Genomic DNA, 25660 nt, shown 5'->3' with positions numbered 1-25660 from the left:
CCGAAGGCCGCTATCGCGCCGCAACAGATCGGGAACGGGTTCGACGAGGCCGCCCGCGGCCGCCGCACCGAGTGCCAGCGGAACGGGCGCTTCCACCGAGGAGGCATCATGGAATCCTTCAACTACCGCGACGGTTCGCTGTTCGCGGAAGGCGTGGCGCTGTCCGCCATCGCCGAACGCTTCGGCACACCGACCTACGTCTACTCGCGCGCCCATATCGAGGCGCAGTACCGCGCCTACGCCGATGCGCTGGCCGGTGTTCCGCACCTGGTCTGCTTCGCGGTCAAGGCGAACTCTAACCTGGGCGTACTCAACCTGCTGGCGCGCCTGGGCGCCGGCTTCGACATCGTGTCCAGCGGCGAACTCGAGCGTGTACTCGCCGCTGGCGGCGATGCCGGCAAGGTGATCTTTTCCGGCGTGGGCAAATCGCGCGACGACATGCGCCGCGCGCTGGAAGTCGGCGTGCACTGCTTCAACGTCGAGTCCACCGACGAGTTGGAGCGCCTGCAGGAAGTCGCCGCCGAACAGGGCGTGAGCGCCGCCATCTCGCTGCGAGTGAACCCCGACGTCGACGCCGGTACCCACCCGTACATTTCCACCGGGCTCAAGGAAAACAAGTTCGGCATCGCCATCGCCGACGCCGAGGCGGTGTACGCACGCGCCGCCAGCCTGCCGAACCTCAAGGTGCTCGGCGTGGACTGCCACATCGGCTCGCAGCTGACCAGCCTGCCGCCGTTCCTCGATGCCCTCGACCGCCTGCTGGCGCTGATCGACCGCCTCGCCGAGCGCGGCATCGCGATCCGCCACCTCGACCTCGGCGGCGGCCTCGGCGTGCGCTACAAGGACGAAACCCCGCCGCTGGCCAGCGACTACATCGCCGCGGTGCGCCAGCGCATCGACGGCCGCGCGCTGACCCTGGTGTTCGAGCCGGGCCGCTCGATCGTCGCCAATGCCGGCGTGCTGCTGACCCAGGTCGAATACCTCAAGCACACCGAGCACAAGGATTTCGCCATCGTCGATGCGGCGATGAACGACCTGATCCGCCCGGCGCTGTACCAGGCCTGGATGGACGTGGTGCCGGTGCAGCAGCGCGACGGCGAGAAGCGCCGCTACGACCTGGTCGGCCCGATCTGCGAGACCGGAGATTTCCTCGCCAAGGACCGCGAACTGGCACTCGCAGAGGGCGACCTGCTGGCCGTCCGCTCGGCCGGGGCCTACGGTTTCGTGATGAGTTCCAACTACAACACCCGCGGCCGCGCCGCCGAGGTGCTGGTGGATGGCGAGCAGGCCTACGAGGTGCGTCGCCGCGAAACCCTCGAAGAACTCTACGCGGGCGAAAGCCTGCTACCGGTCTGAGGGCCCGACCATGCTATTGCGCTTCACCAAGATGCACGGCCTGGGCAACGACTTCATGGTCCTCGACCTGGTCAGCCAGCACGCGCACATCCAGTCCAAACACGCCCGCCAGTGGGGCGACCGGCACACCGGCGTCGGCTTCGACCAGTTGTTGATCGTCGAACCGCCCAGCAATCCGGACGTCGACTTCCGCTATCGCATCTTCAACGCCGACGGCACGGAAGTGGAGCAATGCGGCAACGGTGCGCGCTGCTTCGCACGCTTCGTCATCGACAAACGCCTGACCAGCAAGCGCGAGATTCGCGTCGAGACCAAGGGCGGCATCATCGAGTTGACCCTGCGCGCCGACGGCCAGATCAGCGTCGACATGGGCGCACCGCGCCTGCTGCCGAGCGAGATTCCGTTCCAGGCCGAAAGCCAGGCGCTGAGCTATCGGGTCGAGGTCGACGGCGAAAGCGTCGAGCTGGCCGCGGTGTCCATGGGCAATCCGCACGCCGTCCTGCGCGTCGACGACGTACAAGCGGCGCCGGTGCGCACGCTGGGGCCGAAGCTGGAACAGCATCCGCGCTTCCCGCAGCGGGTCAACGTTGGCTTCCTCCAGGTGCTGGACCGCAAACTGGCTCGCCTGCGCGTGTGGGAACGCGGCGCCGGCGAAACCCAGGCCTGCGGAACGGGTGCCTGCGCCGCCGCGGTCGCCGCGATCCAACAGGGCTGGATGGATTCGCCGCTGCACCTGGACCTCACCGGCGGCCGTCTGGCCATCGAGTGGGCAGGTCCCGGTCACCCGGTTATCATGACCGGCCCCGCCGTACGCGTGTACGAAGGCCAGGTCCGTCTATGAACAAGAGCCAGCGATGAGCGAGAAAAACCAAGAGCCGCCTGTACTCGACGCCGCCGCGGTCGCCGCCTACCTGCGCGAGCATCCGGAATTCTTCGTCGACTTCGAGGAGCTGATTCCGGAGCTGCGCATCCCGCATTCGCGGGGCGAGGCGGTGTCGCTGGTGGAGCGCCAGGTCAAGCTGCTGCGCGAGCGCAACATCGAGATGCGCCATCGTTTGTCGCAGCTGATGGATGTCGCCCGCGACAACGACCGGCTGTTCGACAAGACCCGCCGCCTGGTGCTTGACCTGCTCGATGCCGGCAGCCTGGAAGAAGTGGTCAGCGCCGTCGAAGACAGCCTGCGTCACGAGTTCCAGGTGCCCTTCGTCAGCCTGATCCTGTTCAGCGAAACGCCGCTGGGCGTTGGCCGCTCGGTGAGCGTCGCCGAAGCGCACCAGGCGGTCGGCGGCCTGCTCAGCGGCAGCAAGACCCTCTGCGGCGTGCTGCGCAGCCACGAGCTGGCCTTCCTCTTCGGCGACGAAGACCGCGAGAAGGTCGGCTCCGCCGCGGTGGTCGCACTCAACCATCAGGGCCTGCACGGCCTGCTCGCGGTCGGCAGCCCCGATCCCCAACACTACAAGAGCTCGCTGGGCACGCTGTTCCTCAGCTACCTGGGCGAAGTGCTGTCCCGCGTGCTGCCGGGTTTTTCGGCGCCGCTGCGCTCGGTGCGCTGAACCGCCCGGCGCGGCGCTCCGCTGGATGCGAACACGCCTGACCGGAGCCCCATGCAGAACGACCTCGACGCCTATCTGGAGCACCTGCGCAGCGAACGCCAGGTCTCGCCACACACGCTGGAAGGCTATCGCCGCGACCTCGGCAAGCTGCTCGCCTTCGCTGAAGAAGAGCAACTGCCCGACTGGCAGTCGCTGGATACACGCCGCCTGCGCCGCCTGATCGCCCAGCTGCACCAGCGCGGACAGTCGAGCCCGAGCCTGGCACGACTGCTCTCGGCGACCCGCGGGCTGTACCGCTATCTGATCCGCGAAGGTCGCTCCAACCACGACCCTGCCGCGGGCCTCAGCCCGCCGAAAGCGCAGAAGCGCCTGCCGCGCACCCTGGACGCCGATCGCGCCCAACAGTTGCTGGATGGCGCGGTGGAGGACGACTTCCTCGCCCGCCGCGATCACGCCATGCTCGAGCTGTTCTACTCATCCGGACTGCGACTGTCGGAGCTGGCCGGCCTCGACCTCGACGGCCTCGACCTGTCGGCCGGTCTGGTCCGCGTACACGGCAAGGGCAACAAGGTCCGCGAGTTGCCCGTCGGCCGCCACGCACGCCAGGCGCTGGACACCTGGCTCGGCCTGCGTGCGCTGGCCAATCCGGCGGACCGCGCGGTGTTCATCAGCCGCCAGGGACAGCGCCTGGGCGCGCGCGCGATCCGCCAGCGCGTGCATCTGGCCGGCGTGCGCGAACTGGGTCAGCACGTGCATCCGCACATGCTGCGCCACTCGTTCGCCAGCCACATGCTGGAGTCGTCGCAGGACCTGCGTGCAGTGCAGGAGTTGCTCGGCCACGCCGACATCGCGACCACGCAGATCTACACGCACCTGGACTTCCAGCACCTGTCGAAGGTCTATGACAGTGCCCACCCGCGGGCGAAGAGGCGCAGCGAACCCGAATGAGCATCCAACTGGTCACCTTCGATCTCGACGACACCCTGTGGGACAACCGCCCGGTGATCGTCGCCGCCGAGCGCAGCATGCGCGACTGGCTCAACCTCCACGCGCCGCGCCTGGGCGCGTTGCCGGTCGATCATCTGTGGGGCATCCGCTCGCGCCTGGTGGAAGCCGAGCCCGGCCTCAGGTATCGCCTCAGCGAACTGCGCCGGCGCACGCTGTTCCATGCGCTGGCGGAGCTGGGCCACGGCGAAGGCGAGGCGCGCGAACTCGCCGAGGGCGCGTTCCAGACCATGCTCGATGCCCGTCACCAGATCACCTTCTTTCCGGACACCATCGCCACCCTGGAGCAACTCGCCGGGCGCTATGCGCTGGCCGTGATCACCAACGGCAACGCCGACGTCCGCCGCCTGGGCCTGGCCGACTATTTTCGCTTCGCCCTCTGCGCCGAGGAGCTCGGCGTCGGCAAGCCCGATCCGCACCCGTTCCAGGAAGCGCTGCGCCGCGCCGATGCGCAGGCCGAGCGTGCCGTGCATATCGGCGACCATCCCGGCGACGACATCCTCGGCGCCCAGGCGGCCGGGATGCGCGCAGTCTGGTACAACCCGCTCGGCAACGCCTGGGAACAACCGGGCGCCCCGGATGCGCAGATTCGCAGCCTGACCGAGCTGCCGGCGCTGCTGGACGCCTGGAACCGCGACTGAGCCGAACGCCAGCCATGAAAAAGCCCGCGACATGGCGGGCTTTTTCATCGGCGGGACAGCCTCAGATGGGGCGGCTGCCGTACTTGCTGTCGGGCTTCTTGGGCGGATCGGCGACCACATTGGGCTCCACTTCCTGCACCTTGCCACCGCGCGCGAGGAACTCTTCCATGGCTCTGGCCAGGGCGTCACGCTCCTTCTGCTTGGCTTCGACGCTGGGCAGCTCTTCGGGCTCGATGGCTGCCTTGGCCTTCTTGCCGGCCGGGGCAGGGGTCTCGCTCTCGCTGTCTTCGCTATCGACGTCTTCGGCAGCGGCGAGCTCCTCGCCTTCGTCCTCGTCGGTTCCTTCCAGTTCGTCCTGTTCCAGTTCTTCGTCGCTCATGTTCGACCTCACGCTCGCGATAAGCAGGTTGTTATGGTCCCGCCGCTGCACTGCGCGACAGGAAAAAATCAGCAAACTTCGCCATGCAGGGTAGCGATCAACCGCCGTGCACCGCCCTGGTCGCGGTGCTCACCGAGGTAGACACCTTGCCAGGTCCCCAACGCCAACTCGCCCGACGCTATCGGCAGACTCAGTTGGCAGCCCAGCAGGCTCGCCTTGAAGTGCGCCGGCAGATCGTCGGGGCCTTCGTAATCGTGTTCATAGCCGTCGGCTCCCTGCGGCACTAGACGGTTGAAGAACCGCTCGAAGTCTCGACGCACCGCAGCGTCGGCATTCTCGTTGACGCTCAACGACGCCGACGTGTGCTGCAGCCACAGGTGTAACAGACCAACCCGATAACGGGACAGTTCCGGCAGAACGTTCAGCACTTCGTCGGTTATCAGGTGGAAACCACGCGGACGCGCCCGCAAGGTGATCGATCGCTGCAGCCACATCTGGCGTTCTCCCCTTTTGGCGGGCGCATTCTAGCGCGACGCCGGAAAAAACAAAGGCCAGCCAGGGCCTCAATTTAGCCGGTGGTGGCGACCTTCGCCGCATGCTGCGATCTCTGTATAGCAAGGCGGTGGCCGTTTCGCAGGCAAAAAAAAGCCCGGCGAACCGGGCTTTTCTTCTTGAAGCGTATTACAGGTTGTAGCCGCGCTCGTTGTGCTCGGCGAGGTCGAGGCCAACGGTTTCGGTCTCGTCGCTGACACGCAGGCCGATGACCAGATCGAGAACCTTGAGGATCACGAAGGTCACGATGCCGGTGTAGACAACGGTGAAGGCAACGCCTTTGAACTGGATGAACAGCTGAGCGGCGATGTCTTCGACGGTGCCGAAGCCACCCAGAGCCGGAGCGGCGAAGACGCCGGTCAGCAGAGCGCCGATGATGCCGCCGATGCCGTGCACGCCGAAGGCGTCCAGGGAGTCGTCGTAGCCCAGTTTGCGTTTCAGGCTGGTGGCGCAGAAGAAGCAGATCACGCCAGCGACCAGACCGATCACCAGGGCGCCCATCGGGCCGACGGTGCCGGCGGCCGGGGTGATGGCGACCAGACCGGCAACCACGCCGGAAGCGATGCCCAGGGCGCTCGGCTTACCGTGGGTCAGCCACTCGGCGAACATCCAGCCCAGGGCAGCGGCGGCGGTAGCGATCTGGGTGACCAGCATGGCCATGCCCGCGGTGCCGTTGGCAGCTACAGCGGAGCCGGCGTTGAAGCCGAACCAGCCGATCCAGAGCATGGCGGCGCCGACCAGGGTGTAGCCCAGGTTGTGCGGAGCCATCGGAGTGGACGGGTAGCCTTTACGCTTGCCGAGCACGATGCAGGCAACCAGACCGGCGATACCGGCGTTGATGTGCACTACGGTGCCGCCCGCGAAGTCCAGTACGCCCCAGTCCCACAGCAGACCACCGTTGCCGCTCCACACCATGTGGGCGATCGGTGCGTACACCAGGGTGAACCACACGACCATGAAGATCAGCATGGCGGAGAACTTCATGCGCTCGGCGAAGGCGCCGACGATGAGGGCCGGGGTGATGATCGCGAAGGTCATCTGGAAGGTGATGAACACGCTTTCCGGGAAGGCCGAGGTCAGGCTGTCGACGGTCAGGCCGCTGAGGAAGACGCGCGACAGGCCACCCACGAAGGAGTTGAAGTTGACAACGCCCTGCTCCATACCGGTGGTATCGAAGGCCAGGCTATAGCCGTAGACAACCCAGACGATGCTGATCAGGCCAGTGATGGCGAAGCACTGCATCATTACCGAGAGAATGTTTTTCGAACGCACCATGCCGCCGTAGAACAGCGCCAGGCCGGGGATGGTCATGAACAGCACGAGAGCCGTGGCAGTCAGCATCCAGGCGGTATCGCCAGAGTTCAGGGTAACTTCCTGAGCCATGGCCAAACCGGGGGTGAAAAGGGACAAAAGGGCTCCAAGCCCTGCGAACTGACGCAGAGTCATCTGTATATCTCCTGGGTCGGGGTCGGGGGCTTAAATCGCGTCTGTGCCGGTTTCGCCGGTACGGATACGGATAGCCTGTTCGAGGTTCACCACGAAAATCTTGCCGTCACCGATCTTCCCGGTGTTGGCGGCCTTGGTGATGGCTTCGATGACGCGGTCCAGCTGATCATCAGCGATGGCTACGTCGATCTTCACCTTGGGCAGAAAGTCGACGACGTATTCGGCGCCGCGATACAGCTCGGTGTGACCTTTCTGGCGACCGAAGCCTTTGACTTCAGTGACCGTGATGCCCTGCACGCCGATCTCCGACAGCGACTCGCGCACGTCGTCCAGCTTGAACGGTTTGATGATGGCAGTGACTAGCTTCATAACTATCTCCCGTGTAAATGACTTGCCCCAGGAACAGATGACCTGAACCAAGTCTATGCGCTGTGTCTGGCTTTGTAACGCGTCGCGGCCCTGGCTCGGCCGCGCCGACATCAACCTACCGTTCCCGACGAAGCATTCTCCCCCGCTTCGCCTAACGCACCGGAACTGCATCGGTGCACGCGTCACAGGCAGCTAAGCAGAAAGCTTGCCATCTACGGCGATGGACGGTTTTTGGGGCCTCGCGGGCGATTCCATCGGCAATAGAACCGGCCAAATCGCCAATGCGCACCAAAATAGAGCACACACCGCGGAGCGCATGCGCGATAAACGTGCGCTTATGCCTCAAGGCCGGGAATTTCCGGCGCCATGCTAGACTCCGCCGCCACTGTCACCGGAATAAGCCCATGTTGCCGCCCAAAGCCCTGCTCGATGCCCTCAGCACCCATGCTTCGCGACTGTTCAATGGCGAGCGCCCCGTTCAGCGCGAAGAGTTCGAATCGCAGCTCAAGGCGTTGCTGCAAAGCACCTTCAGCAAGCTCGACCTGGTCAGCCGCGACGAATTCGACGGCCAGATGATCGTGCTCGCACGCACCCGCGCTCGCCTCGAGGCCCTGGAAAGCAAGGTTCTCGAACTCGAAGAACGCCTGGCGAAAGAGTCTCCTCCCGCCGCCGAGTGAATCGCGCTCGGCGAGCGGCATGTCATCAAGGAGTGATGCATGTCCCTGGCCATCGTCCACAGCCGCGCCCAGGTCGGCGTGGAAGCCCCGTCCGTCACCGTCGAGGCGCACCTGGCGAACGGCCTGCCGTCCCTGGCGCTGGTGGGCCTGCCGGAAACCGCGGTGAAGGAAAGCAAGGACCGCGTGCGCAGCGCCATCCTGAACTCGGGCTTCGACTTTCCACCCCGCAGAATCACCCTGAACCTGGCTCCGGCCGACCTGCCCAAGGACGGCGGCCGCTTCGACCTGGCCATCGCGCTCGGCATCCTCGCCGCCAGCGGACAACTGCCGGCGGAAAGCCTGGCCAACTGCGAATGTCTCGGCGAACTGGCGCTTTCCGGCGCAGTACGGCCGGTGCAGGGCGTGTTGCCCGCCGCACTGGCCGCCCGCGCGGCCGGGCGCGCCCTGGTCGTGGCGAAGGCCAACGCCGAGGAAGCCAGCCTGGCGTCCGGGCTGGTGGTCTTCGCCGCCGACCATCTGCTGGAGCTGGCCGCCCATTTCAGCGCGAAGACTCCGCTGGCGCCGTTCCAGGCGCAGGGGCTGCTGCGCCGCCTGCTGCCCTACCCCGACCTTGCGGACGTACAGGGGCAGATCGCCGCCAAGCGCGCGCTGCTGGTCGCCGCGGCCGGATCGCACAACCTGCTGCTGAGTGGTCCACCAGGAACCGGCAAGACCCTGCTGGCCAGCCGCCTGCCGGGGCTGCTGCCCGCGCTGGACGAACGCGAGGCGCTGGAAGTCGCCGCCATCCACTCCGTGGCCAGCCACACACCGCTGGAAGCCTGGCCGCAGCGTCCCTTTCGGCATCCGCACCATAGCGCCTCGGCACCGGCGCTGGTCGGCGGCGGCAGTCGCCCGCGCCCCGGCGAAATCACCCTGGCTCACCAGGGCGTCCTGTTTCTCGACGAATTGCCGGAGTTCGACCGCAAGGTCCTGGAAGTCCTCCGGGAGCCCCTGGAAAGCGGCGAGATCGTCATTGCCCGGGCCAACGACAAGGTGCGTTTTCCTGCACGCTTCCAGCTCGTCGCGGCGATGAATCCCTGCCCGTGCGGCTACCTCGGCGACCCCAGCGCACGTTGCCGTTGCTCCTCCGAGCAGATCCAGCGCTATCGCGGCAAGCTGTCCGGGCCGCTGCTCGACCGCATCGATCTGCACGTCGCCGTGCTGCGCGAGCCGATGGCCCTGGATACCGCCCCGCGACACGGCATGGGCAGCCACGAGGCGGCAGCCATCGTCGCGGCGGCGCGCCAGCGACAACTGCGGCGCCAGGGCATGGCCAACGCGTTCCTCGACCTGCAGGGGCTGCGGGAACATTGCCTGCTGAGCGCGGAGGACCGCCTCTGGCTAGAGGCCGCCTGCGAGCGTCTCGGCCTGTCGCTGCGGGCAGCGCACCGGGTGCTGAAGGTGGCGAGGACCCTGGCGGACCTCGAAGACGCCTCGTCCATCGACCGCGCGCACCTCGCCGAAGCCCTGCAGTACCGCGCCAGCGGCCTGGCTTAGGACGGCTGCTGCGGGTTGGCCTGGCGCGGACCGCCCGAGAGCAACTGGACGAGATGCTGCAGCGCCAGCGGCCGGCTGATCAGGTAGCCCTGTACCTGGTCGCAGCCGAACCGCGCCAGCAGCGCCAGCTGTTCGGCGCTTTCCACCCCCTCGGCGACCACGTCCAGACCGAGGTTGTGCGCCAGATCGATCATCGCCCGCACCAGCCGATAGCTTTCCGCCTTGTCATTCATGCCGCCGACGAAACTCTTGTCGATCTTCAGCAACGCGATGGGCAAGCGGTCGAGGTGAACGAAGGAGGAAAACCCGGTACCGAAGTCATCCAGGGAAAAGCGCACGCCAAGCTTGCGCAGCGCCTGCATGGTCTGGCGCACCTGGTCGCTGCGGCGCATCACCGCCGTCTCGGTGAGCTCGAATTCCAGCCAGCGCGCGTCCACCTGGTTTTCCTCGATCAGCCGGCTCAGGGTCGGCAGCAACTGGCTGTCCTGGAACTGGCGAAACGACAGGTTGACCGCCATGTGCAGCGCCGGCAGGCCCTTCGCACGCAGGTCCTGCATGTCGCGCAGCGCGCGGGAAATCACCCAGTAGCCGAGCGGCACGATCAGGCCGCTCTCCTCGGCCAGTGGAACGAACTCGCTCGGCGCCAGCAGCCCCCGGCGCGGATGCTGCCAGCGCACCAGCGCCTCGACGCCGAGGAAGCGCCCGGATTGCAGGCACAGCCGCGGCTGGTAATGCAGCACCAGTTCGTCGCGGCGCAGCGCCCGGCGCAGCTCGCCTTCCAGCCGGGCGCGGGTACGGGCACTGTGGTTGATGCGCTCGTCGTAGAGATGGAAGGTGCAGCCCTGGGCGTTCTTGGCCTGCTGCATGGCGATGTGGGCGTGCCACATCAGCGGGTCGATCGCGCCGCCGTTGGCGTGCGCCAGGCCCAGGCTGCAGCCGATCAACAGGCTTTCGCCCTCCAGCCAGTAAGGCTCCTCCAGGGCTTCGACGACCCGAGCGGCGAGACGCTCGGCGCGGCGGAAGTCGTTGGAGGTATCGATCAGCAGGGCGAATTCGTCGCTCCCCAGGCGTGCCAGGCGGTCGCCCTCGCCGAGCTGGTCCTTCATCCGCGCGACCACCTGCAGGATCAGCCTGTCGCCGGCCTCGTAACCGAGGCTGTCGTTGACCGCGCGAAAATTGTCCAGGTCCAGGTGCCCGAGGGCGAAACCGCGCCCCTCATGCTCGGCCATCCGCGCACTCAGCAGCGACTGGAAGCCCTGGCGATTGGCGATGCCGGTGAGCGGGTCCAGCTCGCCGTAACGGCGGCGCAGGCTGCGTTCGGCGACATAACGCAGGCAGCGCCGCAAGGTCGCCGGGCTGGTGTCGTCGTACACCAGCCAGTCGCTGACGCTGGCCGGCACGCTTTCCGGCTCCGCCTCCAGCAGCATCACGATGGGCACCGTGCTGGCGCCGGCCGCCGGCAACTGGTCCGGCGTGCAGAGCAGCAGGCAGTCGTCGTCGAGCAGTTCCGCCACACCTTCCCAGGACGGCGCGCTGACCAGTTGCGGCGCATTGTCGAGGGTCGTCAGCCGGTCGCGCAGCAGCCCGACCCAGGACGGATCGTCGCCAAGAAGAATCAAACGCGAGGGTTGCACTAGCGCGGGCACGCGACCTCCCCAGGCCATGACAGTGTTCGCCGGAGTATTCCCTCACCACTACGATGGTGGCCAGGCTGCGGATCGCGGCCTCGCATCACCGCGCGAGGGGCTCAACCCGTGCTGCCTGGCACTGTTCGGGAGTCGTTGTTCTGGCGGTCTTCCCTGACCCGGCCGGGCGCGAAATCGTCGACGGCCATTTGACAATTCACCCGTAGCCTACTGGAGCAGGCGAAATAACCAAGCCGTGGCACGCTGCCATCAGCGCAACGGCGCGAGCCTGGGGGCGAGTGCCTGCTAGAATGCCGCCCCTTCTCCTGAGCGAAACGCGACGACCATGTCCCGACTCAATCCCCGGCAGCAGGAAGCCGTGAACTACGTCGGCGGCCCACTTCTGGTGCTCGCCGGCGCCGGCTCCGGCAAGACCAGCGTGATCACCCGTAAGATCGCCTACCTGATCCAGCAGTGCGGCATCCAGGCCCGCCACATCGTCGCCATGACCTTCACCAACAAGGCCGCGCGCGAAATGAAGGAGCGCGTCGGCACGCTGCTGCGCGGCAGCGAGGGCAAGGGCCTGACGGTCTCGACCTTCCACAATCTGGGCATGAACATCATCCGCAAGGAGTACGCGCGACTGGGCTACAAGCCGGGTTTCTCGATCTTCGACGACGGCGACATCAAGGCGCTGCTCACCGACATCATGCAGAAGGAATACGCCGGCGATGACGGCGCCGACGAGATCAAGAACCTCATCGACAGCTGGAAGAACGAGCTGATCCTGCCCGACGAGGCCCTGGCCAACGCACGCAACCCCAAGGAGCAGACCGCCGCCATCGTCTACCTGCACTACCAGCGCACGCTCAAGGCGTATAACGCGGTGGACTTCAACGACCTGATCCTGCTGCCGGTCAAGCTGTTCCAGGAGCACAAGGACGTCCTGGAAAAGTGGCAGAACCGCATCCGCTACCTGCTGGTGGACGAGTACCAGGACACCAACTCCAGCCAGTACCTGCTGGTGAAGCTGCTGGTGGGCATGCGCAACCAGATCACCGTGGTCGGCGACGACGATCAGTCGATCTACGCCTGGCGCGGCGCGCGCCCGGAAAACCTGATGCTGTTGAAAGAGGATTACCCGTCGCTGAAGGTGGTGATGCTGGAGCAGAACTACCGCTCCACCAGCCGCATCCTCAAATGCGCCAACACCCTGATCGCCAATAACCCCCACGCCTTCGAGAAACAGCTGTGGAGCGAGATGGGCATGGGCGACGAGATCCGCGTGATCCGCACCCGGAACGAAGACGCCGAGTGCGAGCGCGTGGCCCTGGAAATCCTCACCGAGCACCTGCGCACCGAGCGCCCGTACAGCGATTTCGCCATCCTCTACCGCGGCAACTACCAGGCCAAACTGATGGAGCTGAAGCTGCAGCACCACCAGATCCCCTATCGCCTGTCCGGCGGCACCAGCTTCTTCGCCCGTCAGGAGGTAAAGGACCTGATGAGCTACTTCCGTCTGCTGGTCAACCCGGACGACGACAACGCCTTCCTCCGGGTAATCAACGTGCCGCGCCGCGAGATCGGCTCGACCACCCTGGAAAAGCTCGGCAACTACGCCACCGAACGCAAGATCAGCATGTACGCCGCCAGCGACGAGATCGGCCTCGGCGAACACCTCGACAGCCGCTACACCGAGCGTCTCTCGCGCTTCAAGCGCTACATGGACAAGCTCCGCCAGCAGTGCTCGCAGGACGACCCCATCGCCGCGCTGCGCAGCATGGTGATGGACATCGACTACGAGCAGTGGCTGCGCCAGAACGCCTCCAGCGACAAGGTTGCCGAGGCGCGCATGGGCAACGTCTGGTTCCTCGTCGATGCGCTGAAGAACACGCTGGAGAAGGACGAAGACGGCGAGATGACCATCGAGGAGGCCATCGGCAAGCTGGTCCTGCGCGACATGCTCGAACGCCAGCAGGAAGAGGAAGAAGGCGCCGAGGGCGTGCAGATGATGACGATCCACGCGTCCAAGGGGCTGGAGTTTCCCTCGGTGTACATCCTCGGCGTGGAGGAGGAAATCCTTCCGCACCGCTCCAGCATCGAAGCCGACACCATCGAGGAAGAGCGCCGCCTGGCGTACGTCGGTATCACCCGCGCCAAGCGCAACCTGACCATGACCTTCGCCGCCAAGCGCAAGCAGTACGGCGAGATCATCGAGTGCTCACCGAGCCGGTTCCTCGACGAATTGCCGCCCGAGGACCTGGTCTGGGAAGGCCAGGAAGACGCACCGGTGGAAGTGAAGGCCGCGCGGGGCAACGACGCCCTGGCGGCGATGCGCTCGATGCTCAAGCGCTAACGATCCATAGATAACGCTGCTTGGCGCCATCGACAAAAGTGATGAGTAACCACAGCGCGGGTGTGGTCTAGTTGAACCCAGGGTTTCAAGGCCGCCACCGCGCGGACATCGTCACTTTTTCGAGGAGAGCACCATGGCCACTGCAAGCGCCAAGCAGGAACTGAAAACCGTCAAGAGCGTCCGCGACGAGGCCGCGAAAGGCCCGGACGCCGGCATCGGCAACGCCGTCGAGATCGGCAAGGCCCTCACCGTGCTGGTGTCGGACATGTTTGCGCTGTACCTCAAGACCAAGAACTTCCACTGGCACGTAAGCGGGCCGCACTTCCGCGAGTACCACCTGCTGCTGGACGACCAGGCCGCGCAGATCTTCGCCATCATCGACCCGATCGCCGAACGTGCACGCAAGATCGGCCAGCCGACCCTGCGCTCGGTGGAGCAGGTGGTCGCCAGCAAGCGCCTGCAGAGCAGCGAAGTGGAGAACCTCAGCGCCGAGCAGATGCTCAGCGAACTGCACGCCGACAACCAGGCCCTGGCCGCCTACATGCGTAGCACCCACACGCTGACCAGCGACGCCAACGACGTGGCCACCACCAGCCTGCTGGAAGAGTGGATCGACCAGGCTGAAGAACGCGCCTGGTTCCTCGGCGAAACCCTGCGCACCCGCTGATTCGAGCCCGCGCGACGAACGAACGCCCCGCCTTTTCGGCGGGGCTTTTTTTTGCGCCGCAGCGGTGTTCCGCCCGGCGATCACCGCCGGTCGCGCAACTTTCGCCCTGCGCCGGGCATCGAACCCGGACAGGCGCGCCATCCCGAGCGCCCGACCACGCAGAGGGACCTCGCCCATCATGCAGATCACCCTGGTGCGCCACGGCCGCCCGAACTACTCCGGCGCCGAACGCTGTACGCCCCGCGAAATGAAGACCTGGATCGAAGGCTACAACCGCGCGCCGGTGGTGTGCTCCGAAGTGCCGCAATCGCTGATCGACCAAGCGAAGCGCACCGAGGTGTTCGCCTGCAGTTCGATCTCGCGCTGCGTGGAATCGCGCACCCGCATCGCCGGCGGATGCACCGACGAGGTTGACGAGGTGTTCGCCGAAGCGCACCTGCCCTACCCCGACTGGAACGCGCCGAAGCTGCCGGTGAAGGTCTGGCGGATACTGTTCCGCGGCGCCTGGTTCCTCGGTTTCGCCCGGCACACCGAATCGATCCGGGTGTCGCGCAAGCGCGCCCGCATGGCCGCCGACCGCCTCATCGAACTGGCCAGGATCCACGGCAGCGTGATGCTCGTCGGCCACGGCATCATGAACGTGCTGATCTCCGCCGAGCTGCGCAAGCGCGGCTGGTCCGGCCCGCTCAACCTGATCCTCAAGGATTACTGGCAGCCCTGCGTGTACCGCAAGGCACGCTGAGCACCGCTGCGGAGACCCCGGCGACGCCCGGTTTCCCGAGGCGCACAACCGGGGCTTAGCCCTTTTCCGTCAGAACCAGAAGCGCAGGCCGGCGACCAGGCGCGAGTCGCTGCGGGCCTCGTCCCGATCCTCCCCGAGCGACGCGGTTTCGCCGAAGCGGCGGGTCCACTCGAGGCCGACATAGGGCGCGAACTGCGGCGTGACCTCGTAGCGCAGCCGCAACCCGAAACGGCCCTCGGCGAGCCCGCTGCCGATCGTCCTGGCGCGGTCGTCCTTGCCGTAGGCTTCCAGCTCCAGCTGCGGCGCCAGCACCAGCTTCTGGCTCAGTTGCAGCTCGCGCTCGACCTCCAGCCGCGCCGCACTGCGGCCGTTCGGCCCCAGGTAGGCGCTGGCCTGCACCTCGAACCACCAGGGCGTGGTGCCGGCGATGCCGAAGGCCAGCCATTGCCGGTCGGGATCGCTGCCGAAGTCCTGGCGTACACCCAGGCGGCTGTCCCAGAAGGCCGCGACGGCATGCGACCAGAGCAGCTCCGCGCGCCCTTCGCTCTCGCCGCCAGCACGCTCACCTTCGCTCTGCAGCCAGAGCTTGTCGGTATCGCCGCCCCACCAGGCGTCCGCGTCCCAGGCCAGGCCGTTGTCATCGCGCCCGTCGCGGTATTCGAGCCGCTCGAACAGCACCTGATGGGCCAGCGACTCGCCGTGGCGGTGCTGGTCGTGACTGGCCGGCATCGGCATCGGCGGCGCCTGCTCTTCGCGCGGCAGGATGCGGTTGGCGTCTCCCGCATCGGCCGCCGGCGCCGGCATGCCGTGGTCCATCATCCCCATGCCATGCATGTCGTGCGTCATGCCGGGCATTTCCTCGGCCTGCAGCGCCGGAGCGAGCGCCAGCGCGGCGATCATCAGTAAACGCCTCATGCGACCACCACCTTGCGGAACATGCCCGCTTCCATGTGATACAGCAGGTGGCAATGGAATGCCCATTCGCCGGGCGCATCGGCGCTGACCAGCAGTGCCACCTGCTTGCCCGGCTGGACGTTGACGGTGTGCTTGCGCAGCAGCACGCCGCTCGCCTCGTTCTCCACCTCGAAGAACATCCCGTGCAGGTGGATCGGGTGATTCATCATGGTGTCGTTGATCAGCCGCAGGCGCAGGCGCTCGCCATAACGCAGGGGAATCGGCTCGGCCTCATTGTACTTCAGCCCGTCGAAGCCCCAGACGAAACGCTGCATGTTGCCGGTCAGGCGCAGCACTAGATCGCGCGTCGGCGGTCGAGGATCGAGTCCGTCGCCCAGGGTGCTCAGGTCGGCGTAGGTCAGCACGCGACGGCCGTTGCCGCGCAGCCGCGGGCCGGGATCGTCGAGCGCGTCGGACGGATTGGCGACGCGCATGTCGACCTGTGCCGAGGTCGGCAAGGGCGCGCTGGCGGGCATGGCGGCGTGATCCATCCCGGCCATCGATCCATGATCCATCCCCGCCATTGCCATGTGTTCCATGCCGGCCATGGTTCCCTCGCCGTGGCCCATGTCGCGCATGTCCAGCCAGACCGGCGGATCGAGGCGCGGCAGCGCGGCCTGCATGCCGGCCACCGGCGCCAGGGTCGCGCGGGCGTAGCCGCTGCGGTCCATGGACTGGCAGAAGATGCTGTAGGCCTGTGCGTCCGGCATGCGCACCAGCACGTCGTAGGTCTCACCGGGGGCGATGCGGAACTCGTCCACCGTCACCTCGGCCACCGCCTGGCCGTCGGTGGCGACCACCGTCAGTGGCAGGCCGGGAATCCGCACGTCGAAGTAGGTCGAGGTGCCGGCGTTGATGAAGCGCAGGCGCACCCGCTCGCCGGGTTCGGCGATGGCCGTCCAGTTGGCCGCCGGCGTGGCACCGTTGACCAGGTAGGTGTAGGTAGCGCCGGACACGTCCTGCAGGTCGGTGGGGCTCATGCGCATGCGGTTCCACATCGCGCGCTTGTCCCAGGCGGCGGCCAGGCCGAGGTTTTCGACGTCGCGGGCGAACTGCGCCACGCTGGGCTTGGCGCGGGCGAAATATTCGCTGTCCGCCTTCAGCCGACCGAAGATGCGCATCGGGTCTTCGTCGGTCCAGTCGCTGAGCATCAGCGTGTAGTCGCGCTCCACCGCCAGCGGCTCGCCGTTTTCGGGCTCGACCAGCAGCGCGCCGTACAGCCCGGTCTGCTCCTGAAAGCCGCTGTGGCCGTGATACCAGTAGGTGCCGGCCTGCAGCACGCGGAAGCGGTAGGTGAAGCTTTCCCCCGGCGCGATGCCGGCGAAGCTGATGCCGGGCACGCCGTCCATGTCGGCCGGCAGGAGGATGCCGTGCCAGTGGATCGAGCTGGGCACGGCGAGGCGGTTGGTCACCCGCAGGCTGACCTCCTCGCCCTGCCGCCAGCGCAGGGTCGGCGCCGGCAGCGAGCCGTTCACCGTGGTGGCGACCGCCGCGCGGCCGGTGTAGTTGACCGCCTGCTCGGCGATCTCCAGCTCGAAGCGATTACCCGAGAGTTGCCGCGGCGAAGGCGCGACGGCCTGCGCCAGAGCGCCCTGTGACCAGCCGCCGGCGAGCGCCAGTGCGCCCCCGGCGCCCAGGCCCTGGACGAAACGGCGCCGCGAAAGCGCCGGAAAGGATGCGTTCATCTGTGAAATCCTGATCGGGCGGAACAGGCGCGTTCGCGCAAGGGCGACCGCGGCTGTCCGCGAAAGTCGAAAGAGAAGGAAAACGCGCGATCAGGCGAGGGAGCGCGGCGGGCGCCGCAAGGGATCGGGGACGATGCTGCGGTAACGCTCGGGATCACCGAGCAGGGGCGCGGCGTGCACGGGCGCGGCGCCGGGTTGGATCAGGCTGGAGGCCAACGGCAGGGCGACGCAGGCCAGGCAGCAGAGACCGAGGTCGTGGTCCATGCTGGCGGACGAGCTGTCGCAGGAGGTCTCCATCGCGGCATGCGCCGACGCCGTCATCGGGCCGCCGTCATGGCTGGTCATCGGCATCTGCGTGCAGTCGATCATCGACGCCGCCGCCATCCCCCGCCCCGCCGTGGTGGCGAGCAGCAACAACATGAGCAGGATGTGCAATGGACGATTCATCGGGGCGATCCGCATGGGCCTGGGCGGATTCTAACCGAGCCAGAGACGAAGAACAGCGGCGCGACACGCCTGCTTGACCTATTGCAAGGTTTCCGCCCGGCGGCCGGTGGAATTGACGGGCATACCGAGCCGTTTTGCGGGAGAATGCGCGGCTTTCCTTGGGGTCGCAGGGGGCCGCGTTCGTGGAACTGTTGAAAGAGAAAATTCGCACCGAGGGCATCGTGCTGTCGGAGCAGGTGCTGAAGGTCGACGCCTTCCTCAACCACCAGATCGATCCGCGGCTGATGCAGCAGATCGGTCATGCCTTCGCCGAGCGCTTCCGCGATCAGGGCATCACCAAGATCGTCACCATCGAGGCCTCGGGCATCGCGCCGGCGGTAATGGCCGGCCTGGAGCTCGGCGTGCCGGTGATCTTCGCCCGCAAGTACCAGTCGCTGACCCTGCGGGATAACCTGTACATCTCCAAGGTGTTCTCCTTCACCAAGCAGACCGAAAGCACCATCGCCATCTCCGCCAAGCACCTGCACGCCAATGACCACGTGCTGGTGATCGACGACTTCCTCGCCAACGGCCACGCCGCCAAGGCCCTGCTCGACCTGATCGGCCAGGCCGGCGCCAGCGTCGCCGGGCTCGGCATCGTCATCGAGAAGTCCTTCCAGGAAGGCCGCAGCCTGCTGGAAAACGAGGGCTACCGCGTCGAGTCCCTGGCGCGGGTGAAATCGCTGAAAGACGGCAAGGTCACCTTCGTCGACTGACCGGCGCCGACGGCCGACTCAGCGCGGCGGTCGCCACAAGCCCACCAGCCGGCCCTGAGTGCCGCCCACCGGATCGGTCAGCGGCGGCGCCACGCGGGCGATGCGCGCGCGGTGGGCGTCATGGGTCGCCGCATCCGGACGCTGCAGGTCGAAGTCGCACTCCGGTGGATAGGCGCCGACCACCAGGAAATCCTCGCTGGCCTGCAGTCGGCAATGCCCGGTGCCGGCCGGCAGCACCAGCGCGTCACCGGCGCGCACCTCCACTTCGGTTCCCGATTCGCCGCCCAGCAGCAGGCGCGCCCAGCCGCACGCCACACCCAGCGCCTCGTGGGTGTCGGCGTGGTAGTGCTGATAGTCGAACACGCTCGCACGCCAGCGCGGCGGCCACAGGTGACTGGCGAACAGCCCCTCGAAGCGCTCGGCCAGCGCGTCCTGACCGAGCGGCAACCGACGGTAGATGAGCACCGGCAACGGGCTGTTCGGCGTGCGCCCGTCGCTGGCGAAATGCAGGGTCTCCGGTCTCGGCGCGGTGCCTGGCATCGCTCGGTCCTCAGTGTTGGGCGGTGGCCTTCAGGCCGGCCAGCACCAGTTTCTGGTAGAGCTGCTCGCGCAGGCCCTCGGGTTTTTCCAGCCCCATGCGCTCAAGGTGAGCGGCATAGGCGGCCGGCTCCGGCAGGTCGAACAGCGTGGCCATGCCCAGTTCGAGAATCTCGCTGAGTTTGAGCTTGCTCTTCAGCCAGCGCAGCGCGCGCAGCAGCGCCTGCTCCTCGGCCGTGAAATCGCAGCCCAGCGGGTATTCGGCGAACAGCCGCGGATGCTGCGACTGCACGTCGAGCAGTCGCCAGGGCGTGTTCTGCCGGTGGACCCAGTCCAGCTGGAAGTCCGCCGACAGCTTGCCGGCCTTCTGCGCCTGTTCGATCAAGGCGTCCTGGAACCGCGAGTCGGCAATACGCAGCAACGCCTCGATCACCTCCTCGTCGTTCTTGCCGCGCAGGTCGGCGATGCCGTACTCGGTGACGACGATGTCGCGCAGGTGGCGCGGAATGGTCGTGTGGCCGTACTGCCAGACGATGTTCGAGCTGGCTTCGCCGCCCGACTCGCGCCAGGCGCGCAACATCAGGATCGAGCGCGCGCCCTCGAGCTCGTGGGCCTGCGCGAAGAAGTCGTACTGCCCGCCAACGCCGCTGAGCACGCGGCCGTCCTCCAATTGGTCGGCCACGCCGGCACCGAGCAGGGTCACGGTGAAGGCGCTGTTGATGAAGCGCGCATCGCGGCGCTGCAGGCGTTTGAGCTCCTCGTCGCCATACAGGCGGTTGATGAAGCCGATGCCGGTCATGCCGACCCGCTGGCGCTGCGCGTGGCTCATCTGCCGAAGGCGTTCGTAGAAGGCCTGCGGGCCAAGGAAGAAGCCACCGTGCACCAGCACGCCAGCGGCCTGCCCGATGTATTCGCTCAGCGCCTGCTCGCTGGCGCGGTCGTTGAGATCGGCGCTGACCAGCCGCCCGTCCGGCAGGCGCACGCCGTCCCGCTCCAGACGGACCTCGCCGTCGAGCAAACCGTGACGCTGCAACCAGAGCAGGCTGCGCGGCGTGATCCGCGCCGGCAGCCCGGCGGCGACCAGCGTACCCAGGCTGCGCGGCCTGCCGTGGGCATCCAGCGCGCCGAGGTTGGCCATCCGTTGCAGGCGCGCGTCGGGGTACACGGGGCGGCGCACCACGCCGGCCTCCATCAGCGCCAGCATGCCGAGCACGAACATCTCGCTGCAGCCGTAGAGGCCCTCGGCGAACGGCGCCAGGCCACCCTCGCGCTCGATCAGCTCGCCCCAGCCCTGCGGCACGCGAAGCTCCTCGAGCACCGCGCGGTAGCCGGCATTGTCGGCCTGGCGCGCCAGCAGCGCCGCACTCAGCGCATCGCCCATGGCGCCGATGCCGATCTGCAGCGTGCCGCCGTCGCGCACCAGCGTGCTGGCGTGCAGGCCGATGGCATGGTCCTGCAGGCTGACCGGCATGTTCGGCGTGGAGAACAGTGTGTCGCGCTCGGGCGGCTCGATCAGCAGGTCGAACTCGTCCTCGGGCAACTCGGCGTCGCCGGGCATGTACGGCAGGTCGGCATGCACCTGGGCGACGCTGAGCAAGGTTTCGCCGGCCTCGCGGCGACGCTTGAGCAGTGGCATTAGGTCGAGGGTGATGTCCGGGTTGCAGGACAGGCTCAGGCAATCCGGATCGTCGCGGCGGCGGGCCACCAGTTGCGCCACCAGGTTGATGCCCTTGCGGTCGAGATCGCGCGCGACCTGGCTGTAGTTCAGACTGATGTAGCCGCGCTGCGCCTGCGGGCTGTCCAGCAGGCTGCCGGGCTGCAGGTAGAACTCCTCGATGTGGATGTTCGCCGGCAGCTCGCCGCGTTGCAGGTCCAGGCGATAGTCTAGCTCGGGATAATCGCCGAACACCCGTTCGACGAACGGCCCGAGCAGCCGCTGCTCGAGTTCGCTGTGGGCCTGCGGGCGGCCCAGCGACAATGCGGTGTAGATCGTCAGCTCGCGCTGCGGCGTTTGCTTGATGCGCTGGTAAAGCGCATTGGCGAATGGATTCGGCTTGCCCAGCCCCAGCGGCAGGCCCAGTCGAATGTGACCCTCGATGCGTGCCAGCACGGCATCGACGGCCTGTTCCAGCGTGCAGGAAGGCACCGGCGGACTCCTTGGCGAATGCGTCGGAGTTTGGACCCGCTCGGATGCCGCTTTGATCCCCGCGGGCACGCACACACCGGGGAGGCAAATCGCAGGCATGAAAAAGCCGCCCGGAAGCGGCTCTTTCAGCGAAGAGGTGCGATCAGAGACCGGACATCTTCTTGATGGCGCCACGCAGGTCGTCATCGGAGCAGGTCGCGCAGGTGCCTTTCGGCGGCATGGCGTTGATCCCGCTGATGGCCTTGGCCAGCAGACCGTCGAGGCCACCCTGTTCGTCGGCACGGGTTTTCCAGGCCGCGGCATCACCGATCTTCGGTGCACCGAGCACGCCAGCGCCATGGCAGGCGTTGCAATGCTTGGCAATCACGTCGTCGGGGCTCATGCCACCACCGGAAGCCGACGCGGCAACGGCGGCGACGCCCTTGCATTCCTGGCCGCTCACGCATACTTCGCCAACCGGCTTGAGGCGTGCGGCAATCTCATCATTGGTCGCAGCCTGAGCGCTCATCGCCCACAGGGCCAGCGCGGCGGCATTCGCCACCAGCATCTTGTTTATCCAGTTCACCCTTACACCCTCATCGTGGCTAGAAACGCTCGCGGCCACGGTTTCGCGAGCGGGCGCCAGTATACCGATAAGCCCGCCCAGCCGAAACAACCCTGCGCCATGCATGGGCTTGCGGCATCGCGTCGCAGCCGTGGCCTCAGAAGTTGGCAGGGGTGGTGGCGCTGATCAGTCGCGCCGGCTTGTCGAAGGGGTTGCGGAAGCGATGCGGCTTGTTGCTCTCGAAGTAGTAGCTGTCGCCGCTCTCGAGCACGAACAGCTCGCCGGAGACGGTCAGTTCGAGGCGCCCGTCGATCAGCATGCCGGCCTCTTCGCCGTCGTGGTTGAGCATCTCCGCACCGGTATCCGCCCCCGGTGGGTAGGTTTCGTCGAGGAAGGCGATGGCGCGGCTGGGATGCGCCTTGCCGATCAGCTTCATGGTCACGGCGCCGTCGGAGATGTCGAGCAGCTCGCTGGCGCGGTAGACCACCTGGGTCTGGTTGTCCTGTTCGAAATCCAGGGAAAAGAACTCCACCAGCGACATCGGAATGCCGCCGAGCACTTTTTTCAGGGAGCTGATCGAGGGGCTGACGCTGTTCTTCTCGATCATCGAGATGGTGCTGTTGGTGACGCCCGCACGCTTGGCGAGTTCACGCTGAGAAAGGCCTTTGTGCTTGCGGATGGATTGCAGTCGAACACCGACGTCCAATGGTTGAATCCTCCTCGAGGGGGATAGCTGCGGTCGAAGTGGGCCGTATCATCGCACAGCGTTCGGAATTTACAACGCTGCGATCGGGTTTCCCGCACAAAAGCGCCGCAGCCCAGGAATCGTGGGGCCTGCAGAGGGGCCTTCAGTGTCCCGAATGGACGCGCGGTACGCGCTTCAGATTGCACATCAGCTGGTAGGGAATGGTCTCGGCCCGGGCGGCGACCTCGCTCACCGAAACGGATTTGCCCCAGAACTCCACCCGGCTGCCGAGCCCGGCCTGCGGCAGCTCCGTCAGGTCGACGGTGAGCATGTCCATCGAGACGCGCCCGATGAGCCGGCTCGGCTGGCCGTCGATGCTCACCGGCGTGCCACTCGGGGCGTGCCGCGGGTAACCGTCGGCATAGCCCATGGCGACCACCCCGACGCGCGTCGGGCGCTCGCTGACGAAGCGGGCACCGTAGCCCACCGGCTCGCCAGCGGGCAGCTCGCGCACGCAGATGATCTTCGATTCGAGGGTCATCACCGGCTGCAGCCGGTCGGCCAAGGGGTGCGCCTCTTCAAAGGGCGTGGCGCCGTAGAGCATGATCCCCGGCCGCAGCCAGTCGCTCGGGCGCTGCTGGGGAAAGAGCTGCGGCCAGCCCAGCAGCGCCGGCGAGTTGCGCAGGCTGACTTCCGCCGCGAGCCCTTCGCGGGCCGTCTCGAAGACCGCGAGCTGCTCCGCCGTGCGGCCGTGGTCCAGCTCATCGGCGCGGGCGAAGTGGGTCATCAGCACGACCTTGGCCACCTTGCCGCTGGCCAGCAGTCGCCAGTGGCCCTGCTGGAACTCCGCCGGATGCAGGCCGACCCGGTGCATGCCGCTGTCGAGCTTGAGCCAGACGCACAGCGGCCGGCTCAGCGCGGCGCGCTCGATGGTCTCGATCTGCCAGCTCGAATGCACCACGCACCACAGGTCGTGCTCGGCGATCAGCGCCAGTTCATCGGCCTCGAAGAAACCTTCCAGCAGCAGGATCGGCGCGCGGATACCGGCGGCGCGCAGCTCCAGCGCTTCCTCGATCATCGCCACGGCGAAACCGTCCGCCTCGTCGGCCAGCACCGCCGCGCATTCCAACGCGCCGTGCCCGTAGGCATCCGCCTTGATCACGGCGAGGGCGCGCGCGCCGCCCAGTTCGCGGGCCAGGCGGTAGTTGTGTCGGAAGGCTTGCAGGTCGATCAGGGCACGGGCGGGGCGCATGGTTCGGGACTTCTGAAAGATTGAAAGAGGCCCGGCGCGAGGCCGGGCAGCGGTCAGGCCTGAGCGGCGATCACGCTCATTTCCACCCGCACACGCGGGTCGTAGAGCGCGGCCTCGACGCAGGCGCGGGCTGGCGTGGCGCCCTCGGCGACCCAGGCGTCCCACTCCAGGTTCAACCCGGCGTAGTCGGCCATGTCCTTGAGGTAGATGGTCACCGAAAGGATCTTAGACTTGTCGCTGCCCGCCTCGGCCAGGAAGCGGTCGATGCTGGCCAGGGTCTCGCGGGTCTGCGCGCGGATGTCGCCGGCGTAGTCGTCGGCCAGTTGCCCCGCCAGGTAGACGGTGCCGTTATGGATGACGATTTCGTTGAGGCGCTTTTCAGTGCGCAGGCGCTGGATGGACATGCTTGTGGGTCTCCTGTAAATTGCCGTAGCGGGTGATGTCCAGGCCTTCGGCGCTGATCTGCGGGCGCTTCTGCGCCATCAGGTCGGCGAGGAAACGGCCGGATCCGCAGGCCATGGTCCAGCCCAGGGTACCGTGTCCGGTATTGAGGAACAGGTTGCGGAACGGCGTGGCGCCAACGATCGGCGTGCCGTCCGGGGTCGCCGGGCGCAGGCCGGTCCAGAACTCGGCCTGGGCGAGGTCGCCGCCCTCGGGATAGAGGTCGTTGACCAGCATCTCCAGGGTGGCGCGGCGGCGCGGGTTGAGGCTCAGGTCGAAGCCGGCGATCTCGGCCATGCCGCCCACGCGGATGCGATTGTCGAAGCGGGTCATGGCGACCTTGTAGGTCTCGTCGAGGATCGTCGAGCTGGGCGCCATCGCCGCATTGGTGATCGGCACGGTCAGCGAGTAACCCTTGAGCGGATAGACCGGCGCGCGGATGCCCAGCGGCTTGAGCAGCTGCGGGCTGTAGCTGCCCAGGGCCAGCACGTAGCGGTCGGCGGTTTCCAGCTTGCCGTCGATCCACACGCCGTTGATCCGGTCGCCGGCGAAATCCAGGCGCTGGATGTTCTGCCCGAAGCGGAATTCGACGCCCAGCGCGCGGGCCATTTCCGCCAGCCGCGTGGTGAACATCTGGCAGTCGCCGGTCTGGTCGTTGGGCAGGCGCAGGGCGCCGGCGAGCTTGTCGGTGACCTTGGCCAGCGCCGGCTCGACCCGGGCGATGCCGGCACGGTCGAGCAGTTCATAGGGCACGCCGGACTGTTCCAGCACGGCGATGTCCTTGGCCGCGGCATCCAGTTGCGCCTGGGTGCGGAACAGCTGAGTGGTGCCGAGCTGGCGGCCTTCGTAGGCGATGCCGGTTTCCGCGCGCAGTTCGTCGAGGCAATCGCGGCTGTACTCCGAGAGGCGCACCATGCGTTCCTTGTTCACCGCGTAGCGCGCCGCCGTGCAGTTGCGCAGCATCTGCGCCATCCAGAGGTACTGCTGAACGTCGCCGGTGGCCTTGATCGCCAGCGGAGCGTGCTTCTGCAGCAGCCACTTCATCGCCTTGAACGGCACGCCGGGCGCCGCCCAGGGCGAGGCGTAGCCGGGCGAGACCTGGCCGGCGTTGGCGAAACTGGTTTCCATGGCAGGCGCGGGCTGGCGGTCGACGACCGTCACCTCGAAGCCGGCACGGGCCAGATAGTAGGCGCTGGCGGTACCAATGACACCGCTACCGAGAACCAGAACACGCATGCTGCCTCCTCGCCCGGACGCCATCCGAACGGCTAAGTTTTTTGAACCCGAATGTGCGGCAGTATATGGAGCAA

General features: G+C 66.9%; 26 protein-coding genes. 11 read left to right on the top strand and 15 right to left on the bottom strand.

Annotated elements, in window-relative coordinates:
- The first annotated feature begins 108 nt into the window (after window positions 1–108).
- The 5 genes from lysA to B2X67_RS03735 are packed head-to-tail and all read left to right on the top strand — an operon-like array spanning window position 109 to window position 4555.
- Entirely contained in the window at window positions 109–1356 is a 1248-nt protein-coding gene (gene lysA / locus B2X67_RS03755; protein WP_286784661.1) for a diaminopimelate decarboxylase, read from the top strand.
- 10 nt (window positions 1357–1366) lie between these two features.
- Entirely contained in the window at window positions 1367–2197 is an 831-nt protein-coding gene (gene dapF / locus B2X67_RS03750; RefSeq protein WP_286784660.1) for a diaminopimelate epimerase, read from the top strand.
- Window positions 2198–2210: 13 nt separating this feature from the next.
- Window positions 2211–2909 (top strand): DUF484 family protein, encoded by a 699-nt coding sequence (locus B2X67_RS03745; protein WP_090224318.1) that lies wholly within the window; start codon window positions 2211–2213, stop codon window positions 2907–2909.
- Window positions 2910–2960: 51 nt separating this feature from the next.
- The gene (xerC, locus tag B2X67_RS03740) at window positions 2961–3857 is read left to right on the top strand and encodes a tyrosine recombinase XerC (RefSeq protein WP_286784659.1); all 897 of its coding nucleotides are present in this window, start codon (window positions 2961–2963) and stop codon (window positions 3855–3857) included.
- Window positions 3854–4555, top strand: a complete 702-nt coding sequence (locus tag B2X67_RS03735; protein ID WP_286784658.1) for an HAD family hydrolase — start codon at window positions 3854–3856, stop codon at window positions 4553–4555. Before xerC ends, B2X67_RS03735 begins: the two co-directional genes overlap by 4 nt.
- 61 nt (window positions 4556–4616) lie before the next feature.
- On the opposite strand, the gene sutA is transcribed toward B2X67_RS03735, so the two are convergent.
- The 4 genes from sutA to glnK all read right to left on the bottom strand — a co-directional run bounded on the left by sutA (window position 4617) and on the right by glnK (window position 7301).
- Window positions 4617–4934 carry a transcriptional regulator SutA gene (gene sutA, locus B2X67_RS03730; RefSeq protein WP_286784657.1) on the bottom strand — a complete coding sequence of 106 codons (318 nt, stop codon included), beginning with the start codon at window positions 4932–4934 and terminating at the stop codon, window positions 4617–4619.
- A 68-nt stretch (window positions 4935–5002) separates the two neighbouring features.
- Window positions 5003–5428: a secondary thiamine-phosphate synthase enzyme YjbQ gene (locus B2X67_RS03725; RefSeq protein WP_286784656.1), complete on the bottom strand. Its 426-nt coding sequence runs from the start codon at window positions 5426–5428 to the stop codon at window positions 5003–5005.
- A gap of 187 nt (window positions 5429–5615) precedes the next feature.
- Window positions 5616–6932, bottom strand: coding sequence for an ammonium transporter (locus B2X67_RS03720; protein ID WP_090224327.1), 1317 nt, complete (start codon window positions 6930–6932; stop codon window positions 5616–5618).
- 30 nt (window positions 6933–6962) lie between these two features.
- Window positions 6963–7301, bottom strand: coding sequence for a P-II family nitrogen regulator (glnK, locus tag B2X67_RS03715; RefSeq protein WP_003457590.1), 339 nt, complete (start codon window positions 7299–7301; stop codon window positions 6963–6965).
- Between the two features lie 404 nt (window positions 7302–7705).
- On the opposite strand from glnK, the gene B2X67_RS03710 reads away from it, so the two are divergent.
- Together B2X67_RS03710 and B2X67_RS03705 are read left to right on the top strand one after the other, a co-directional pair.
- The gene (locus tag B2X67_RS03710) at window positions 7706–7978 is read left to right on the top strand and encodes an accessory factor UbiK family protein (RefSeq protein WP_273233956.1); all 273 of its coding nucleotides are present in this window, start codon (window positions 7706–7708) and stop codon (window positions 7976–7978) included.
- A 39-nt stretch (window positions 7979–8017) separates the two neighbouring features.
- Window positions 8018–9514, top strand: coding sequence for a YifB family Mg chelatase-like AAA ATPase (locus B2X67_RS03705; protein ID WP_286784655.1), 1497 nt, complete (start codon window positions 8018–8020; stop codon window positions 9512–9514).
- On the opposite strand, the gene B2X67_RS03700 is transcribed toward B2X67_RS03705, so the two are convergent.
- Window positions 9511–11160, bottom strand: a complete 1650-nt coding sequence (locus tag B2X67_RS03700) for a putative bifunctional diguanylate cyclase/phosphodiesterase (RefSeq protein ID WP_286784654.1) — start codon at window positions 11158–11160, stop codon at window positions 9511–9513. The two genes, B2X67_RS03705 and B2X67_RS03700, sit on opposite strands and share 4 nt — an antisense overlap.
- Window positions 11161–11485: 325 nt before the next feature.
- Here B2X67_RS03700 and rep point away from each other — a divergent pair, with 325 nt between their 5' ends.
- From rep to B2X67_RS03685, 3 genes are all read left to right on the top strand, one after another.
- Entirely contained in the window at window positions 11486–13495 is a 2010-nt protein-coding gene (gene rep, locus B2X67_RS03695) for a DNA helicase Rep (protein WP_282340141.1), read from the top strand.
- Between the two features lie 133 nt (window positions 13496–13628).
- Window positions 13629–14162 carry a Dps family protein gene (locus B2X67_RS03690; RefSeq protein ID WP_286784653.1) on the top strand — a complete coding sequence of 178 codons (534 nt, stop codon included), beginning with the start codon at window positions 13629–13631 and terminating at the stop codon, window positions 14160–14162.
- A 178-nt stretch (window positions 14163–14340) separates the two neighbouring features.
- Window positions 14341–14904 (top strand): fructose-2,6-bisphosphatase, encoded by a 564-nt coding sequence (locus B2X67_RS03685; protein WP_282340138.1) that lies wholly within the window; start codon window positions 14341–14343, stop codon window positions 14902–14904.
- 69 nt (window positions 14905–14973) lie between these two features.
- On the opposite strand, the gene B2X67_RS03680 is transcribed toward B2X67_RS03685, so the two are convergent.
- The 3 genes from B2X67_RS03680 to B2X67_RS03670 form a co-directional block, all read right to left on the bottom strand.
- Window positions 14974–15819, bottom strand: coding sequence for a copper resistance protein B (locus tag B2X67_RS03680; RefSeq protein ID WP_282340137.1), 846 nt, complete (start codon window positions 15817–15819; stop codon window positions 14974–14976).
- The gene (locus tag B2X67_RS03675) at window positions 15816–17543 is read right to left on the bottom strand and encodes a copper resistance system multicopper oxidase (RefSeq protein ID WP_286784652.1); all 1728 of its coding nucleotides are present in this window, start codon (window positions 17541–17543) and stop codon (window positions 15816–15818) included. Before B2X67_RS03675 ends, B2X67_RS03680 begins: the two co-directional genes overlap by 4 nt.
- A 90-nt stretch (window positions 17544–17633) precedes the next feature.
- Window positions 17634–17990, bottom strand: coding sequence for a hypothetical protein (locus B2X67_RS03670; protein WP_286784651.1), 357 nt, complete (start codon window positions 17988–17990; stop codon window positions 17634–17636).
- A 182-nt stretch (window positions 17991–18172) separates the two neighbouring features.
- Between B2X67_RS03670 and B2X67_RS03665 the strand changes: the two genes are divergently transcribed.
- Window positions 18173–18745, top strand: a complete 573-nt coding sequence (locus B2X67_RS03665; RefSeq protein ID WP_282340131.1) for a xanthine phosphoribosyltransferase — start codon at window positions 18173–18175, stop codon at window positions 18743–18745.
- An 18-nt stretch (window positions 18746–18763) separates the two neighbouring features.
- Here B2X67_RS03665 and B2X67_RS03660 read toward each other — a convergent pair whose 3' ends face one another.
- The 7 genes from B2X67_RS03660 to dadA form a co-directional block, all read right to left on the bottom strand.
- Window positions 18764–19285: a DNA-binding protein gene (locus tag B2X67_RS03660; RefSeq protein WP_286784650.1), complete on the bottom strand. Its 522-nt coding sequence runs from the start codon at window positions 19283–19285 to the stop codon at window positions 18764–18766.
- A 10-nt stretch (window positions 19286–19295) separates the two neighbouring features.
- On the bottom strand, window positions 19296–21428 hold the full coding sequence (locus tag B2X67_RS03655) for an acetyl-CoA hydrolase/transferase C-terminal domain-containing protein (protein WP_286784649.1): 2133 nt from the start codon (window positions 21426–21428) through the stop codon (window positions 19296–19298).
- A 142-nt stretch (window positions 21429–21570) separates the two neighbouring features.
- Window positions 21571–21993, bottom strand: a complete 423-nt coding sequence (locus B2X67_RS03650) for a c-type cytochrome (RefSeq protein WP_273234127.1) — start codon at window positions 21991–21993, stop codon at window positions 21571–21573.
- A 136-nt stretch (window positions 21994–22129) separates the two neighbouring features.
- Window positions 22130–22678 (bottom strand): cupin domain-containing protein, encoded by a 549-nt coding sequence (locus tag B2X67_RS03645; RefSeq protein WP_090224349.1) that lies wholly within the window; start codon window positions 22676–22678, stop codon window positions 22130–22132.
- A gap of 142 nt (window positions 22679–22820) precedes the next feature.
- Entirely contained in the window at window positions 22821–23909 is a 1089-nt protein-coding gene (gene alr, locus B2X67_RS03640) for an alanine racemase (protein WP_286784648.1), read from the bottom strand.
- Between the two features lie 53 nt (window positions 23910–23962).
- Entirely contained in the window at window positions 23963–24313 is a 351-nt protein-coding gene (locus B2X67_RS03635) for a RidA family protein (protein WP_286784647.1), read from the bottom strand.
- Window positions 24288–25586 (bottom strand): D-amino acid dehydrogenase, encoded by a 1299-nt coding sequence (dadA, locus tag B2X67_RS03630; protein ID WP_286784646.1) that lies wholly within the window; start codon window positions 25584–25586, stop codon window positions 24288–24290. The genes B2X67_RS03635 and dadA overlap by 26 nt, the downstream gene beginning before the upstream one ends.
- Between the last annotated feature and the right edge of the window lie 74 nt (window positions 25587–25660).

The sequence above is a fragment of the Pseudomonas sp. UBA3153 genome (genome assembly GCF_002364635.1).
Lineage (GTDB): Bacteria > Pseudomonadota > Gammaproteobacteria > Pseudomonadales > Pseudomonadaceae > Pseudomonas_O > Pseudomonas_O kuykendallii.
Note: the sequence above shows the minus strand (reverse complement) of the source record. Positions and strands in the feature narration are given on the sequence as shown.

What these genes read in the sequence shown, in the direction of transcription:
- B2X67_RS03635 (WP_286784647.1), bottom strand. Translation starts at nt 24,313, where the DNA reads ATGTCCATCCAGCGCCTGCGCACTGAAAAGCGCCTCAACGAAATCGTC.
- B2X67_RS03690 (WP_286784653.1), top strand. Translation starts at nt 13,629, where the DNA reads ATGGCCACTGCAAGCGCCAAGCAGGAACTGAAAACCGTCAAGAGCGTC.
- B2X67_RS03660 (WP_286784650.1), bottom strand. Translation starts at nt 19,285, where the DNA reads ATGCCAGGCACCGCGCCGAGACCGGAGACCCTGCATTTCGCCAGCGAC.
- rep (WP_282340141.1), top strand. Translation starts at nt 11,486, where the DNA reads ATGTCCCGACTCAATCCCCGGCAGCAGGAAGCCGTGAACTACGTCGGC.
- B2X67_RS03675 (WP_286784652.1), bottom strand. Translation starts at nt 17,543, where the DNA reads ATGAACGCATCCTTTCCGGCGCTTTCGCGGCGCCGTTTCGTCCAGGGC.
- B2X67_RS03670 (WP_286784651.1), bottom strand. Translation starts at nt 17,990, where the DNA reads ATGAATCGTCCATTGCACATCCTGCTCATGTTGTTGCTGCTCGCCACC.
- B2X67_RS03710 (WP_273233956.1), top strand. Translation starts at nt 7,706, where the DNA reads ATGTTGCCGCCCAAAGCCCTGCTCGATGCCCTCAGCACCCATGCTTCG.
- B2X67_RS03705 (WP_286784655.1), top strand. Translation starts at nt 8,018, where the DNA reads ATGTCCCTGGCCATCGTCCACAGCCGCGCCCAGGTCGGCGTGGAAGCC.
- B2X67_RS03735 (WP_286784658.1), top strand. Translation starts at nt 3,854, where the DNA reads ATGAGCATCCAACTGGTCACCTTCGATCTCGACGACACCCTGTGGGAC.
- B2X67_RS03685 (WP_282340138.1), top strand. Translation starts at nt 14,341, where the DNA reads ATGCAGATCACCCTGGTGCGCCACGGCCGCCCGAACTACTCCGGCGCC.
- B2X67_RS03720 (WP_090224327.1), bottom strand. Translation starts at nt 6,932, where the DNA reads ATGACTCTGCGTCAGTTCGCAGGGCTTGGAGCCCTTTTGTCCCTTTTC.
- xerC (WP_286784659.1), top strand. Translation starts at nt 2,961, where the DNA reads ATGCAGAACGACCTCGACGCCTATCTGGAGCACCTGCGCAGCGAACGC.
- sutA (WP_286784657.1), bottom strand. Translation starts at nt 4,934, where the DNA reads ATGAGCGACGAAGAACTGGAACAGGACGAACTGGAAGGAACCGACGAG.
- dadA (WP_286784646.1), bottom strand. Translation starts at nt 25,586, where the DNA reads ATGCGTGTTCTGGTTCTCGGTAGCGGTGTCATTGGTACCGCCAGCGCC.
- glnK (WP_003457590.1), bottom strand. Translation starts at nt 7,301, where the DNA reads ATGAAGCTAGTCACTGCCATCATCAAACCGTTCAAGCTGGACGACGTG.
- B2X67_RS03725 (WP_286784656.1), bottom strand. Translation starts at nt 5,428, where the DNA reads ATGTGGCTGCAGCGATCGATCACCTTGCGGGCGCGTCCGCGTGGTTTC.
- lysA (WP_286784661.1), top strand. Translation starts at nt 109, where the DNA reads ATGGAATCCTTCAACTACCGCGACGGTTCGCTGTTCGCGGAAGGCGTG.
- alr (WP_286784648.1), bottom strand. Translation starts at nt 23,909, where the DNA reads ATGCGCCCCGCCCGTGCCCTGATCGACCTGCAAGCCTTCCGACACAAC.
- dapF (WP_286784660.1), top strand. Translation starts at nt 1,367, where the DNA reads ATGCTATTGCGCTTCACCAAGATGCACGGCCTGGGCAACGACTTCATG.
- B2X67_RS03745 (WP_090224318.1), top strand. Translation starts at nt 2,211, where the DNA reads ATGAGCGAGAAAAACCAAGAGCCGCCTGTACTCGACGCCGCCGCGGTC.
- B2X67_RS03680 (WP_282340137.1), bottom strand. Translation starts at nt 15,819, where the DNA reads ATGAGGCGTTTACTGATGATCGCCGCGCTGGCGCTCGCTCCGGCGCTG.